We start from the raw sequence: 13,170 nt of genomic DNA on the forward strand, positions 1-13,170 counted from the left end.
TGACGGGACGGACGTAGCCTGCCTCTTCCGCTGGCGCCATCAGACGCTATGATGCGCTTCGGAGGGGCAGGCATGAAGCGCTGCGAGTTCATTTGTGTTCTCGGCGGCAGGGTCGCGGGATTTTGGCCCCGCCGCCGCTCCATCATCGTCGCGATGGCGGCATTGGTACTGCTGCCAATCGAGGTCAGCGAAGCCGGCTGGCTGTCGGATGTCTTCAAAGGCTCGTCAACACACGCCAAATCGCCCAAACGCGTCGCCTCGCCAAAGCGCGTCGCTTCGGCAAAGCGCGTCGCCTCGGCAAGAGCGGCCAGGCGTGCCGCCCCGCCAAAGCCCCACGCCGTCCGGCTTGCCGCGCTGGGGCCAGCCGCCATGATCCCTTCCGATTCGAGGCCTGACGCAGCAACGTGCAATCCCGCGAAATTCCGGATCGTTCTGGACGTGGGACATACAGCCGAATCAGAAGGCGCGATCAGCGCGCGTAATGTCGCCGAGTTCTCCTTCAATCTGCGCCTTGCACGGCAGATCGCGGAGAAGCTGAAGGCCGAAGGCTTTGCGGAAACCAGGTTGCTCGTGACCGAGGGCAAGGCCAGGCCCAGCCTCTTCAAACGTGTCGCCGCCGCCAACGATCTGCACGCCGATCTCCTGCTGTCGATCCACCATGACTCCGTGCCCGACAAAATGCTCGAGAACTGGGAGTTCGAGGGCAAAAAAAGCCATTTCAGCGACCGCTTCAGCGGCTACTCCGTCTTCGTCTCCCGCAACAATCCGGACTTCAAGACCAGCCTGTCGTTCGCCGAACTGGTCGGCAGGGAGATGAAGGCCGAGGGGCTGCATTATGCCGAGCAATATACCCAGGCGATCATGGGGCATTATCAGCACCCGCTGCTGAACAAGGAAACCGGCGTCTACAGCTACGATGAGCTCGTCGTGCTGAGAAAGGCCCGGATGCCTGCCGTCCTGCTGGAGGCGGGCTCGATCATCAACCGGGACGAAGAGCTCAAGATGGACTCGCCCGAACGGCGGAACATCATCAGCAGCAGTGTCACGGCCGCCGTGAAGGAATTCTGTGAGCCGCGATGGGCCATTCTCGGTCCGCTCTGATGCCCTAAGGCATGATCCGGACACGCGAAGCGCCGCGTTAGCGCTTCTTGATCTCGTCGAATTTGGAAAGCGCTTGTTCAAATTTCGCATTGAACAGCCACATCGCATCGAGAATTTCGCGGAAGGTCGCGGATGTTCTTGCCCTGTCGGCCTGTCCAAAGGCGAAGATGCTGTTGTTTCGCAGATATCCCATGACCGTGGGGTCGGAAATTCGGTAGTTGACGAGGTTGCCTGACCTGAGTGCGGACCTGGTCGGCGTGGGGATGATCTGGATGAGTTCAAAGAACTTCATTTGATCGATCGGATTCGGCAGCGTTTTCACGATCGCCGGCACCTGCGGGAAAATATCCGCGTGTGCGTTCATGAGGGCGTCTCGCACGGCGGTCCAGTGATTGAGCCGATGATCCAGATTGCCGATCCGCGCCTCCTCCTTGTCATCGCGAAGGCCCAGGGCGGGATCAAAGGCTGCGATGGTCTTTCTTATCGCTGCCCACTTGGTTCGGCCATTTTGATCTTCGGACGGACCCGTTTGCAGGCTTCCCTTGTATTTGTTCGAGCGCCCATTCCCCGCGTTTTGATTGCCGTTCGTCTCGGCATAGAAGAGCCCCAGGGTGATGCGGCCTGCCGCCTCGGCATTCGCCGGATCAAGGCCCCTGGCTCGCGCAATGGCGGTTCCCAAATCGACAACGTCCTTGAATGGCGTCTCTGATTTTTGCGCGCTCGCGGGCGGCGCCTCCATGATGTCGAAAAGTTTCCTGTACTCGTCGAGCAGCGGCTCATTGTCGGCGTCGAAATACGCCGGCGGGATTCCGAACTTGTTTGGCCGTCCGATTTTGGAGGGGAGGGCGTCGGTGAGGTCCTTGTAGGCGCTCATCATGGCGACGCGCGCGAGGTAGAGTGCCTGTCCCGGCAGGTTCGGGAGCTGTTGACCGGAATTGATCTGTGCCCGGCGCTGGCTCAGGACCGACTCGAAGTTTTTCAGTGCATTGTTGTACGCATTGAGTGCGTCCGATTGCCTGGTCGTGAGTGCGGCCGGCTCGCCCATTGCCGGGGACATGAAGCCGAGATTGCCGATGGCGGCCGGCGGCACCAGCAACGCGGTCGTGTTGATGATCGCATCGATGGCGACCAAAGCCGGCGGTGTGAGGACAAGCCCGAGAGCAAGGGCTGCCGTCGGCGCAGCGTTAGATTTCCTTATCGCCATGGCGGTTTCTCAATGCCTGGGTTTCGCCTGATACGACTCATTGGATCGTAAACGACGAACGCGCCGGTTGGCGAGGCGAAGTCAATCCAGATTGCGCCAAGACGCATACCAGACCTGGTCCCCGTCATAGGTGGTCGCACTCAACGGTGATTGCGGCCATGGAACTTGAAGGGGTAGTGTTTGAGGAAATTTTAAACCGGGGGGCGAGCGAGTATGTGGGGTTGGCTGCTATGGTCACAGGCGCGGCTCCTCAGTACTCGCAACTGCTGCGATGCCCACCCGCGTATCGAGCAGGGAAACAATGCGCGCACTGCACATATTCGGTAGTTCGTTAGTGCTTCTTGTTATTTGCTGGGTTGCCGTCGCCCGTTCCGGCGAGCAAGCCTTGCAAGCGGGGCAGACGTTCCGCGACTGTTCAGAATGTCCGGAAATGGTCGTGATTCCAGCAGGGCGCTTCCTGATGGGTTCATCGGACCAAGATATCCAGCGCGACGTCGCGGCGGCCGTGCCAATTGGCGAAGCCAAATACGCAAAAACGGTCATGGCGTTCGAGCTTCCCCAGCATCAAGTAGATATCTCGAAGTCCTTCGCCGTTGGAAGGCACCTCGTGACGCGGGGCGAGTTCTCCGCGTTCGTGGACGAGACAGGATATTCAGCCGACGGAGGCTGCGCGCTTTGGATAGACCATAGATACCTCAGGCGTCCCGAGGCTGGATGGCGGAATCCCGGCTTTAATCAAACGGATCGTGATCCAGTGGTGTGCGTAAGCTGGCGCGATGCAAAAGCTTACATCGCATGGTTGAATGGTAAGATCCGTAGCCAGACAGCAGTTGAGGGTAATGGCCCGTATCGCCTTCCGAGCGAGGCTGAGTGGGAATATGCGGCGCGCGCGGGTACTCAGACGGCGCGGTGGTGGGGAGATGCCATCGGCTCGGGCAACGCCAATTGCGACGGATGCGATAGTCGTTGGGACAAAAAGCAGACGTCGCCAGTCGGGAGCTTCGGGATCAATCCGTTCGGTCTGGCAGACGTGCTTGGTAACGCATGGGAGTGGACGGAGGACTGCTGGAACGAAACCTATATGGAAGCGCCTCAGAACGGCAGTGCCTGGACAACCGGCGCTTGCGACTTCCGCGTGATGCGAGGAGGCAGTTGGAATAATCGTCCTTGGGTTTTACGATCTTCTGAACGTACCAATGAGAGGGCAGACGATCGAACCAATTACATCGGGTTCCGCGTCGTCAGAACAATTCCGTGAAACTGAGAGTGCCGCGCAATCGGATCGTGACACGCGTGCCAAGGCGCGGTTGCGCGACTGAATTTCCGTTCGCGGCCGGTTTTGGCTTTGCCTGATCGCGTGCGCGTAAAAGCCAATTTCGTGAGGCGGTTCAACGTGATTTGGGTCGTCCAGTCCTTTGCCAAAAAATAATCCGCTTGTTGCGTCGGGCAAATCAGTGGCTTCAATTCCCGCGTCCCGCCTCCGATAGGAGGGGCGTATCGCGATCGTCACGGACGTAGGAAGCGGGATGCGATGGACGCTTTGGCATCAACTGACGAGTGATGCTGACGCGGACGGCGAAGTCGTGTGGTCCTGGCATCCCGACGCTGATGCCAAGTTCGCGAGAGGCAAGCTCTCGCGGGCGACGGTGGCAAGAAAGCCCGGTCACCGGGGAGAGCACGAAGGAAACCGTTAAAACCATTGCGCAGGGAAGGCCGGATGTTGCGGCCAAGCCTGTGGTGACGAACTCGTGTGCTTTCATTCTTTGCGCACGAGGCTGCGGGTGCGGTCAAGCGCCCGGCTTTCCCTGCGCCCTCCATCTTCCGGGGCGAAACCGTTGGCATGACCCGGACGCGATCAGCGCCGCGGGAACAGAACGCGCGTGTGACCGCGGGAAGCCCGCGCATTCGTATGCGTGCGCGGGTCATGGCGGCCGGCGGGCGCATCGTTTCATCGCGTCGCCAGCACAACCATCTGATTTGGCGCGTTTTTTCGCAACGCGTTCCGTATCGCGAGAAACAAACTCAATCGCGTTGAGATCGTTGGCGGCTGCCGTGATCATCACGCAGGCCAACCAACATCAGCGAGGCATGACATGGCGAAGATGCGGGCGGTCGATGCGGCGGTGCGGATTCTCGAGCGGGAAGGTGTCGCGTGCGCCTTCGGCGTGCCCGGTGCGGCGATCAATCCGCTCTATTCCGCGCTGAAAGCGCGGGGCTCGATCCGCCACATCCTGGCGCGCCATGTCGAGGGCGCCTCCCATATGGCGGAAGGCTTTACCCGCGCGAAAGCCGGCAATATCGGGGTCTGCATCGGCACCTCGGGACCGGCCGGCACCGACATGATCACCGGGCTCTACTCGGCGATCGCCGACTCCATCCCGATCCTCTGTATCACCGGGCAAGCGCCGCGCGCTCGTCTCTACAAGGAGGATTTCCAGGCCGTCGACATCGAGGCGATCGCGAAGCCCGTGACCAAATGGGCGGTGACGGTGCGCGAGCCCGCGCTGGTGCCCCGCGTGTTTAGCCAGGCGTTCCACGTGATGCGCTCGGGAAGGCCCGGCCCGGTGCTGATCGACCTGCCGCTCGACGTGCAGCTGGCCGAAATCGAGTTCGACGACGAAACCTACGCGCCGCTGCCGGTCTACAAGCCTGCGGCGACGTTGAAGCAGGTCGAAAAGGCGATGGCGATGCTCAACGCAGCCGAGCGCCCGCTGATCGTTGCCGGCGGCGGCGTCATCAATGCTGACGCGTCCGACCTTTTGGTCGCCTTCGCCGAAACCGTGAACGTGCCCGTGATCCCGACGCTGATGGGCTGGGGCGCCATCCCCGATGACCATCCGCTGATGGCGGGCATGGCAGGCTTGCAGACCAGCCACCGCTACGGCAACGCCAATTTCCTGCAATCCGACTTCGTGCTCGGGATCGGCAACCGCTGGGCCAACCGGCATACCGGCTCGATCGAGACCTACACCAAGGGCAGGACCTTCGTGCATGTCGACATCGAGCCGACGCAGATTGGCCGTGTGTTCAATCCCGATCTCGGCATCGCGTCGGATGCGAAGGCGGCGCTCGAACTGTTCCTCGCGGTGGCGCGGGAGTGGCGCAAGGCAGGCAAGCTCAAGCCGCGCCAGGCGTGGCCGGCCGCCTGCCAGGAGCGCAAGCGCGCAATGCTGCGCAAAAGCCTGTTCGACGATATCCCGATCAAGCCGCAGCGGGTCTATCACGAGATGAACAAGGCGTTCGGCGACGATACCTGCTACGTCACGGTGATCGGACTGTCGCAGATCGCCGGCGCCCAGTTCCTTCGCGTCCAGAAGCCGCGCCACTGGATCAATGCCGGGCAGGCGGGGCCGCTCGGCTGGACGCTGCCGGCGGCGCTCGGCGTGCGCGCGGCCGATCCGGAGCGGGAGATCGTCGCGCTCTCCGGCGACTACGACTTCCAGTTCCTGATCGAGGAGCTCGCGGTCGGCGCGCAGTTCAATCTCCCTTACATTCATGTGGTCGTGAACAATTCCTATCTCGGCCTGATCCGCCAGGCCCAGCGCGGCTTCGACATGGACTATCAGGTCCAGTTGTCGTTCGACAACGTCAACGCGCCCGAGCTTGGCGGTTACGGCGTCGATCATGTCGCGGTCGCCGAAGGCCTCGGCTGCAAGGCGATCCGTGTCGTCGATCCCCACGATGCGCCGGCCGCGTTTGCGACTGCGCGCCAATGGATGGCGCAGTACCGCGTGCCCGTCGTGGTCGAGTTCATCCTCGAGCGCGTCACCAATATCGCGATGGGCAGCGAGATCGACAACGTCGTCGAGTTCGAGGAGGTCCTCGATCTGCCGCTCGACGAAGCCCCGACGCCCCAGGGCGAAATGGTCCCGGCGTGAGCAAGCGGAGAAGGTCATGCCGAAATTTGCCGCCAATCTCACCATGCTGTTTTCGGAGCTGCCGTTTCTCGATCGGTTCGCGGCGGCCAAGGCTTCCGGCTTTGCCGGCGTCGAATATCTCTTCCCCTACGAGTTCGAGAAGGCCGAGCTGCGCGAACAATTGCAGCGTCACGGACTAACTCAGGTGCTGCACAACCTGCCGGCGGGCAACTGGGCCGCCGGCGAGCGCGGCATCGCGATCATGCCTGATCGGGTCGAGGAGTTCCGTGACGGCGTGGCGCGCGCCATCGACTATGCGAGGGCGCTGGAATGCCGCCAGCTCAACTGCCTGGTTGGGATCGCGCCTGACGATTGCGATGTGTTCGAGCTCAACGAGGTGCTGGTCGGCAATCTGCGCTTTGCCGCGGACGCACTGGCAAGGGAGCGGATCCGGCTGCTGATCGAGCCGATCAACACGATCGACATACCCGGCTTCTTCCTGAGCCGGACCGAGCAGGCGGCGCAGATCATCGGCGAGGTCAGATCCAGCAACCTGTTCATTCAATATGACATCTACCACATGCAGGTGATGGAGGGCGATATCGCGCGCAGCCTGAACAGGCATCTCGCGCGCATCGCTCATGTGCAGCTTGCCGACAATCCCGGCCGCAATGAGCCGGGCACCGGCGAAATCAACTATCCGTTCCTGTTCCGTCATCTCGATTCGCTCGGCTATGGCGGCTGGGTCGGATGCGAATACAAGCCGCGAACGACGACGGTCGACGGCCTTGGCTGGTACGCGGCGCTGACGCGCGACACTTGAAGGGAGCGTTGACATGATCGATATCGGCTTTATCGGCCTCGGCACCATGGGACGCCCGATGGCGGGCCATCTGCAGGCGGCGGGCCATCGACTCTTTCTGCACGACACCGGCCCGATCGCGCCGGAGCTGGTTGCAGGCGGTGGCGTCGCCTGCCGCTCGGGCCGGGAGGTTGCCGAAGAATCCGATGTCGTCATTCTCATGGTGCCTGACACGCCGCATGTGGAAGCGGCCCTGTTCGGACCGAACGGCGTCGCCGAAGGCATTTCGAAAGGCAAGATCGTCGTCGACATGAGCTCGATCTCGCCGCTCGCGACCAAGGCGTTTGCAAAGCGGATCGAGGCGCTCGGCGCCGATTATCTGGACGCGCCGGTTTCCGGCGGCGAGGTGGGAGCGAAAGCGGCCAGCCTGACCATCATGGCCGGCGGATCGCAGCGCGCCTTTGATCGGGTGCAGCCGATCTTCGAGAAGATGGGGAAGAACATCACGCTGGTCGGCGGGCCCGGCGACGGGCAGACCACCAAGGTTGCCAACCAGATCATTGTGGCGCTGACCATCGAGGCGGTTGGCGAGGCGCTCTTGTTTGCGTCACGGGCCGGTGCTGATCCCGCGCTGGTGCGCAAGGCGCTGATGGGCGGCTTTGCGTCGTCGCGCATTCTCGAGGTGCATGGCGAGCGCATGGTGAAGCGGAATTTCGATCCGGGCTTTCGCATCGAGTTGCACCAGAAGGATCTCAGCCTGGCGCTCGACGGCGCACGCGCGCTTGGACTGTCGCTACCGAGCACGGCGGTTGCGCAACAGCTGTTCAGCTCATGCGTTGCCCATGGCGGACGCAATTGGGACCATTCGGCGATGGTGCGGGCGCTGGAAATGATGGCCGATCACGAGATCAGCGCCGCGAGCGATTCCGAGCGCGAGCCGCAGCGGAGCCGCATGCGGCAGGGATGAACTTTCGCTCACCTCGAACAACAGCCCGCGGCAACTGCCGCGGGGTTCTTGCGTTACGATGCGGCGCGCGATTGACGCCAGCGGTCCATGCTCCAGTCCAGTCCGGCGGCGACGACGAAGCCGGCGGAGGCGGCAAGCGCATCGACGACGAAATCTTCCAGCCGCGCGTGGCGGCCCGGTGCCCACAGCTGCAGGAGCTCGAGGATGCCGATCACCACGACCGCGATCAGCGACACGTTGAAGCGGTGTCGCCGATAGGCAAGGCCGAAGGCGATCCCGACCAGGACGAAGGCAAGCGCGTGCTCGCCGTCCTGGCCCAGCGGCGAATGCGGCCGAAGGCTCGCGGGACCGAGGGTTGCGAAGGTGACGGCGGCCGCGAGCAGCCAGGCGGAAAGACGCAGGAACAGGTTCATCCCTGCCGGATAGCATGGAACGCCGAAATTGGGGTTAAGAAAGATCAGAGAGGTTGTCGCACCCCGAGCCCCAGCATGAAGCGTTCCCTGATCTGGACGGGGTCCCGGCGCGTGGTTCCGACCCCCGGCTTGTCGTCGATCCGCACCGCGATCAGGCTCGGGCCCGCCGTCGACAGCGACCGCTCGACCAGGCGCTCGAAATCCTCCTCGTCCGCGGCCCAGGCGCTGTCGGCAAGGCCGCTTCCGGCGGCGATCGCGACAATGTCCGCCGCCGCCGCGGCCGGCGTCGGCTGGCCGCCGGTGATCTGGTAGATGCCGTTGTCCATCACGATCAGGGTGAGGTTTTCCGGCGCCAGCGTCGCGATGGTCGAAAGCGATCCGAGCTGCATCAACAGCGAGCCGTCGCCTTCGAGCGCGACCACGCGCCGTGTCGGCTGCGCCAGCGCCACGCCGAGTGCGATCGGAAACGCAAGCCCCATGCTGCCCAGCATGTAGAAATTCTGCGGGCGGTGACCGGCCGCCCACAGGTCGAAATTGGTGTTGCCGATGCCGCCGATCACAGCTTCCTCGCTCTTCAACCTGGCGACGAGGCGCGAGGTGAGGTCGAAACGGTTCATCACCTTGGTGTTGCGATTGGTGCCGTTCGTGCTCATGCGATCGCTCACTTGTCGAACACCTTGCCGCCGGTGAGAAGTGGCGAGAGGATCAGCGCCACCGGCGCCTGCGTGGTGACGGCCTGCTTGATCGAGCGGTCGGCGATGAATTCGAGCTCGTCGAGCCGGGTGATGGTGTGATGCTCCATCGCCAGCGAGTCCAGCACGGGCCGCATGGTCCGGCACACCAGCGACTGGCCGTAGTTGAACTCGCCGAGCGTGCCGCGCTCGGAGACGATCATGATCAGCGGGATCTGGTAGGGTATCGCGAGCGAAGCCAGCACATTGGCGAGCGTCGCAAAGCCCGATGTCTGCATCAGCACGGCGCCGCGCACGCCGCCCATCCAGGCGCCGGAGACGATGCCGACGGCTTCCTCCTCGCGCGCGGTCGCGAACGTCGTGAAATGGGAATCCGCGTGCAGGCTCTTGATCAGGGGCGTCAGCACGCGGTCGGGGACGTAGGGAACGAGCCTGACCTCGTTGCGCTTGAGCGTCCGCAGCACGATTGCGTGCCAGCTCTGCTCCGAAGCCGGGTTCGGATTTGGCTCCCGAGAGGCTTCGGGCGAGGTGGGTGCCCCGGCGACCGCCATGTTGCTCTCCCTGTTCTCCCGCGACGCTTTGGCTGGCGCCGTCTGCGGCCGAACTTGACGCGACCGGCGGGATTGTCAACATGCCGGCGCTGCAACCCCCTAGAGCTGCGCGACAGGGCGCTGTCGCGCAGGCGTATGACGGAAGCGCCGGATGCCGGGAGGATCGTCATGGGCAGGTGGTTGTTGGCCGCCGTTGTGGCCGCGATGATGCTGGCCGGCCCGTCAACCGCATCCGCGCAAGCCTTTCCGTCCAGGCCGGTGCATATCTTCGTGCCTTATGCCGCCGGCGGTGGCGTCGATATTCTGGCGCGAACGCTCGCCGACGTGGTGTCGCGGCAGTGGGGCCAGACCGTCGTGGTCGAGAACCGGCCGGGAGCGGGTGGGGTGGTTGCCTCGCAGGCGCTGGCCTCGTCGCCGCCGGACGGCTATGCGCTGATCGTGGTCGCCTCGGGTCACGCCACTAACGCCTTCCTTTATCCTAAGCTGCCCTACGACACCTTCAGGGACTTCACGCCGATCGCGCTGCTCGCTTCGTCGCCGAACATCCTGCTGGTGCGTGCCGACTCCCCGTTCAGGACGGTTGCCGACGTGATCGCGCAGGCGAAAGCGAAGCCCGGCAGCCTGTCCTTTGCGCATGCGGGCACGGGCACCTCGACCCATCTCGCCGGCGAGCTGTTGAAGAGCCTGGCCAGGATCGACATCGAGGCGATTCCTTATAAAGGCGGCGCGCCCGCGATCAACGATCTCCTGGGCGGGCAGATTCCGATGTCGTTCAACAACGGCCCTGAATCGGTCGGACAGCTCCACGCCGGCACGGTGCGTGCGCTCGCGGTTACGACCGCGGCGCGGGCGCCGTTCCTGCCCGACGTGCCGAGCATGAGCGAGACCGTGCCGGGCTATGACACCGAGGTGTGGTGGGGCTTGCTGGCGCCGGCCGGCATGGCGAGCGATCTCGTCGCAAAGCTGTCGCATGATTTTGTTGCCGCTCTTGCCACCGAGGCCGTGAAGGAACGGCTCAGCAAGCTCGGTGCGCAGCCGATCGGCAGCTCGCCGCAGGCTTTCGACGCCAAGATCCATGCCGACTATGAGAAATGGGGCCCGATCATCAAGGCCGCCGGCATCAAGGCTGAATGATTTCGCCGGAAAAAAATTCCCAACCCGAAAGGTCGTCAATGTCCGTCAACAACAAGCGTGTGTTCTATGTCAAATATCTCGCGCATCCGATCTATGAGAAGATCCTGAGAGCCCGCGCCGACGTGCGGCTCGACCGGCTAGAGAACGAAAGTCCCGACGATGTCTCTGCGCCCGTTCTCGCGGCCGCGCATGCCTATCAGATCGGGGCGGCGCGCGACGAACTCGCCCGCCATTTCCATGTCGATGCCGACCTGTTGCGGCGTGCGCCGAACCTCCTGATCGTCTCCAGCAATGGCGCCGGCTACGATCCCGTCGATGTCGAGGCCTGCACCGCGGCCGGCGTGCTCGTCGTCAACCAGTCGGGCGGCAACGCCAACTCGGTCGCCGAGCATGCGCTGGCGATGATGCTCACGCTGTCGAAGCGGATCATCGGGGCGGATCGTGCGCTGCGCCGCGAGCACAATGTCGATCGCAACGCGCTGATCGGCAATGAGGTGTCGGGCAAGACCGTTGGCATCATCGGGCTCGGCAATGTCGGCCGCCGCATCGCCGAGCTCTGCCGCGGCCTGTTGCGCATGAACGTGCTCGCTTACGATCCCTATCTCTCCGCAACCGAGATGGCGACGCGCGGCGGCGAGAAGGTCGAGCTCGACGATCTCCTGCGCCGCTCCGATTTCGTGTCAATCAGTTGCCCCCTGACCAAGGAGAGCCGCGGCATGATCAGCGCGCGCCAGTTTGCGCTGATGCAGCCGCACGCCTTCCTTGTCACCACCGCGCGCGGCTTCATCCACGACGAAGCGGCGCTGTACGAAGCCTTGCGCGACAGGCGGATTGCCGGCGCCGGCCTCGACGTCTGGTCCAAGGAGCCGCCGCCGCCGGATCATCCGCTGCTGCAATTCGACAATGTGCTGGCGAGCCCGCATACCGCCGGCGTTACCCGCGAGGCGCGCGAGAATATGGGCCGGATTGCGGCCGAGCAGATCCTTGACGCGCTCGATGGCAAGCGGCCGCCGCGCGTCGTCAATCCGGAGGTCTGGCCGGATTTTTCCCGGCGGTTCGAGCGCGCCTTCGGCGTCAAGCCGGGCTAGCAGCCGGGGCCCCCGAAGGCTTCAACCACCACATCGGGGCGGATGATCGAAAAGAAGATTTTGATCGCCGGGAGCCTGTTTCGGACAACAAAGCCATCGTCTCCGGCGGCTTGCGCAAAGCGGCCATTGCTATTTTTCCACGCCGCTCGACAGGCGCCCTGCCAGAGGCCATTTTTCGTTGCAGATCATGGTGTTGTCGGCAGCTCTTGCGCCGGCGACGGAAGAGAAATCGGTCATGCAACGGATCAATTCACTGCTGCGCCAGGCGCCGTCCCGCATCCGGCAAAGGCTTGCCGAGATCGTCGCCATTGCGGCGGAAAGCCTGCCCTCGGCAGGCGCTTAAAGACCAGCGCCAGTTCCGCACGTTGGCACCCCCTTCGTTGCGGGGGCCACACACCGTCGCTCTTTTTTGTTTTGCTCGCAGCCCGGTTTGTCGGCATTCGGCTGACAGCTCGACGACGTGCGGAAGCAGCGTGCGATGCCAGCCCGCCGTAGCGATTGATCGCCTTCCAACCGACCAGCGAGGCGAAGCCGCCGTGGCAATCTGACCCTTTCGGAGCCGGCGATAAGAACCGTCGGCCTGGGCACGCGTTGTGCCAGCGCATCGGTGTTCCATGACGCGCACGGAACCGGCCGGGACGACTAGGCCAACACCGCGCGTCCGCGGACACAAGCAACGAAAGGGTGATGCCATGCAGATCAATAATCTCAGGGACATGTACGTCGCCGAGCTGCAGGAACTCGTCAGTGTGGAGCAAATGCTCGGCCAGGCGCTGAGCCGGATGGCCGAGATCGCCTCGCACCCGTCGCTGAAGGATGCGTTCGAACGGCATCAGCGCGAAACAGTTGCGCAGGACCAACGGCTGCGCGCGATCCTGGAGAAGCATGGGGTGGATCACGAAGCGCATACGGACCAGGCCATGCAGGCGCTGATTCAGGAGACCGCCAAGATGGTCGCGATCCTGCAAGGTGACGATCTGCGCGACGCCGGCCTGCTCGCTTCGGCGCAAAAGCTCGAACATTACGAGATCGCCGCCTATGGCAGCGCCGCGGCGCTCGCCGGCCAGCTCGACCTGCGCGACGACCAGCGCATGCTGCACGACAGCCTGGAGGAGGAGAAGCGAGCCGATGCGACGCTGACCGCGCTTGCCAAGGGCGAGATCAATCAGGACGCGCTCGCCGCCTAGCGAGGCGGTAGCGCCTCGCGCCGGCAACGGACACAATGGCCGGTCGACGATTGCTGAGCCCCCCGGTGAGCGGTGGGGCGGGCTGAACGGGAAAGTGCTTGGACGCCAAAGCAATCAAACAAGTACTTGCCTCGGCCCATATCGCGTGCAATCTTTTCGCAAAAGTCGCGCTCG

13 protein-coding genes are annotated in these 13,170 nt (G+C 63.5%); 8 read left to right on the forward strand and 5 right to left on the reverse strand.

What is annotated here, in order from left to right:
- The first annotated feature begins 72 nt into the window (after window positions 1-72).
- A complete protein-coding gene (locus QOU61_RS13965; protein ID WP_354142524.1) occupies window positions 73-1,101 on the forward strand; it encodes an N-acetylmuramoyl-L-alanine amidase family protein in 1,029 nt (342 codons plus the stop codon).
- A gap of 37 nt (window positions 1,102-1,138) precedes the next feature.
- On the opposite strand, the gene QOU61_RS13970 is transcribed toward QOU61_RS13965, so the two are convergent.
- Window positions 1,139-2,158, reverse strand: a complete 1,020-nt coding sequence (locus QOU61_RS13970; RefSeq protein WP_502876957.1) for a hypothetical protein — start codon at window positions 2,156-2,158, stop codon at window positions 1,139-1,141.
- A gap of 448 nt (window positions 2,159-2,606) precedes the next feature.
- Here QOU61_RS13970 and QOU61_RS13975 point away from each other — a divergent pair, with 448 nt between their 5' ends.
- The 4 genes from QOU61_RS13975 to QOU61_RS13990 all read left to right on the forward strand — a co-directional run bounded on the left by QOU61_RS13975 (window position 2,607) and on the right by QOU61_RS13990 (window position 7,931).
- Complete coding sequence (locus QOU61_RS13975; protein ID WP_289659284.1) at window positions 2,607-3,563, forward strand: formylglycine-generating enzyme family protein; 957 nt, start codon at window positions 2,607-2,609, stop codon at window positions 3,561-3,563.
- Between the two features lie 835 nt (window positions 3,564-4,398).
- Window positions 4,399-6,183, forward strand: a complete 1,785-nt coding sequence (gcl, locus tag QOU61_RS13980) for a glyoxylate carboligase (protein WP_289659286.1) — start codon at window positions 4,399-4,401, stop codon at window positions 6,181-6,183.
- Between the two features lie 16 nt (window positions 6,184-6,199).
- Window positions 6,200-6,985 (forward strand): hydroxypyruvate isomerase, encoded by a 786-nt coding sequence (gene hyi / locus QOU61_RS13985; protein ID WP_289659288.1) that lies wholly within the window; start codon window positions 6,200-6,202, stop codon window positions 6,983-6,985.
- 13 nt (window positions 6,986-6,998) lie between these two features.
- Entirely contained in the window at window positions 6,999-7,931 is a 933-nt protein-coding gene (locus QOU61_RS13990) for a 2-hydroxy-3-oxopropionate reductase (RefSeq protein WP_289659290.1), read from the forward strand.
- A 53-nt stretch (window positions 7,932-7,984) separates the two neighbouring features.
- Here QOU61_RS13990 and QOU61_RS13995 read toward each other — a convergent pair whose 3' ends face one another.
- The 3 genes from QOU61_RS13995 to QOU61_RS14005 are packed head-to-tail and all read right to left on the reverse strand — an operon-like array spanning window position 7,985 to window position 9,587.
- Window positions 7,985-8,344, reverse strand: coding sequence for a VanZ family protein (locus QOU61_RS13995; RefSeq protein WP_289659291.1), 360 nt, complete (start codon window positions 8,342-8,344; stop codon window positions 7,985-7,987).
- A gap of 44 nt (window positions 8,345-8,388) precedes the next feature.
- The gene (locus tag QOU61_RS14000) at window positions 8,389-8,997 is read right to left on the reverse strand and encodes a thiamine pyrophosphate-dependent enzyme (protein ID WP_289659292.1); all 609 of its coding nucleotides are present in this window, start codon (window positions 8,995-8,997) and stop codon (window positions 8,389-8,391) included.
- Between the two features lie 8 nt (window positions 8,998-9,005).
- Entirely contained in the window at window positions 9,006-9,587 is a 582-nt protein-coding gene (locus tag QOU61_RS14005; protein ID WP_289659293.1) for a thiamine pyrophosphate-binding protein, read from the reverse strand.
- A gap of 168 nt (window positions 9,588-9,755) precedes the next feature.
- On the opposite strand from QOU61_RS14005, the gene QOU61_RS14010 reads away from it, so the two are divergent.
- Together QOU61_RS14010 and QOU61_RS14015 are read left to right on the forward strand one after the other, a co-directional pair.
- Window positions 9,756-10,721 (forward strand): Bug family tripartite tricarboxylate transporter substrate binding protein, encoded by a 966-nt coding sequence (locus QOU61_RS14010; RefSeq protein ID WP_289659294.1) that lies wholly within the window; start codon window positions 9,756-9,758, stop codon window positions 10,719-10,721.
- Between the two features lie 38 nt (window positions 10,722-10,759).
- Window positions 10,760-11,809 carry a hydroxyacid dehydrogenase gene (locus QOU61_RS14015; RefSeq protein WP_289659295.1) on the forward strand — a complete coding sequence of 350 codons (1,050 nt, stop codon included), beginning with the start codon at window positions 10,760-10,762 and terminating at the stop codon, window positions 11,807-11,809.
- A gap of 129 nt (window positions 11,810-11,938) precedes the next feature.
- Here QOU61_RS14015 and QOU61_RS14020 read toward each other — a convergent pair whose 3' ends face one another.
- Window positions 11,939-12,118, reverse strand: coding sequence for a hypothetical protein (locus QOU61_RS14020; protein WP_289659296.1), 180 nt, complete (start codon window positions 12,116-12,118; stop codon window positions 11,939-11,941).
- 407 nt (window positions 12,119-12,525) lie between these two features.
- Between QOU61_RS14020 and QOU61_RS14025 the strand changes: the two genes are divergently transcribed.
- Window positions 12,526-12,996 carry a YciE/YciF ferroxidase family protein gene (locus QOU61_RS14025; protein ID WP_289659297.1) on the forward strand — a complete coding sequence of 157 codons (471 nt, stop codon included), beginning with the start codon at window positions 12,526-12,528 and terminating at the stop codon, window positions 12,994-12,996.
- The last annotated feature ends 174 nt before the right edge of the window (window positions 12,997-13,170 follow it).

This window comes from Bradyrhizobium sp. NP1, from assembly GCF_030378205.1.
Classification (GTDB): Bacteria; Pseudomonadota; Alphaproteobacteria; order Rhizobiales; family Xanthobacteraceae; genus Bradyrhizobium.

Coding starts and splice junctions, on each gene's coding strand:
- QOU61_RS13965 (WP_354142524.1), top strand. CDS start 73: ATGAAGCGCTGCGAGTTCATTTGTGTTCTCGGCGGCAGGGTCGCGGGA.
- QOU61_RS13970 (WP_502876957.1), bottom strand. CDS start 2,158: ATGTCCCCGGCAATGGGCGAGCCGGCCGCACTCACGACCAGGCAATCG.
- QOU61_RS13975 (WP_289659284.1), top strand. CDS start 2,607: ATGCGCGCACTGCACATATTCGGTAGTTCGTTAGTGCTTCTTGTTATT.
- gcl (WP_289659286.1), top strand. CDS start 4,399: ATGGCGAAGATGCGGGCGGTCGATGCGGCGGTGCGGATTCTCGAGCGG.
- hyi (WP_289659288.1), top strand. CDS start 6,200: ATGCCGAAATTTGCCGCCAATCTCACCATGCTGTTTTCGGAGCTGCCG.
- QOU61_RS13990 (WP_289659290.1), top strand. CDS start 6,999: ATGATCGATATCGGCTTTATCGGCCTCGGCACCATGGGACGCCCGATG.
- QOU61_RS13995 (WP_289659291.1), bottom strand. CDS start 8,344: ATGAACCTGTTCCTGCGTCTTTCCGCCTGGCTGCTCGCGGCCGCCGTC.
- QOU61_RS14000 (WP_289659292.1), bottom strand. CDS start 8,997: ATGAGCACGAACGGCACCAATCGCAACACCAAGGTGATGAACCGTTTC.
- QOU61_RS14005 (WP_289659293.1), bottom strand. CDS start 9,587: ATGGCGGTCGCCGGGGCACCCACCTCGCCCGAAGCCTCTCGGGAGCCA.
- QOU61_RS14010 (WP_289659294.1), top strand. CDS start 9,756: ATGGGCAGGTGGTTGTTGGCCGCCGTTGTGGCCGCGATGATGCTGGCC.
- QOU61_RS14015 (WP_289659295.1), top strand. CDS start 10,760: ATGTCCGTCAACAACAAGCGTGTGTTCTATGTCAAATATCTCGCGCAT.
- QOU61_RS14020 (WP_289659296.1), bottom strand. CDS start 12,118: ATGGCGACGATCTCGGCAAGCCTTTGCCGGATGCGGGACGGCGCCTGG.
- QOU61_RS14025 (WP_289659297.1), top strand. CDS start 12,526: ATGTACGTCGCCGAGCTGCAGGAACTCGTCAGTGTGGAGCAAATGCTC.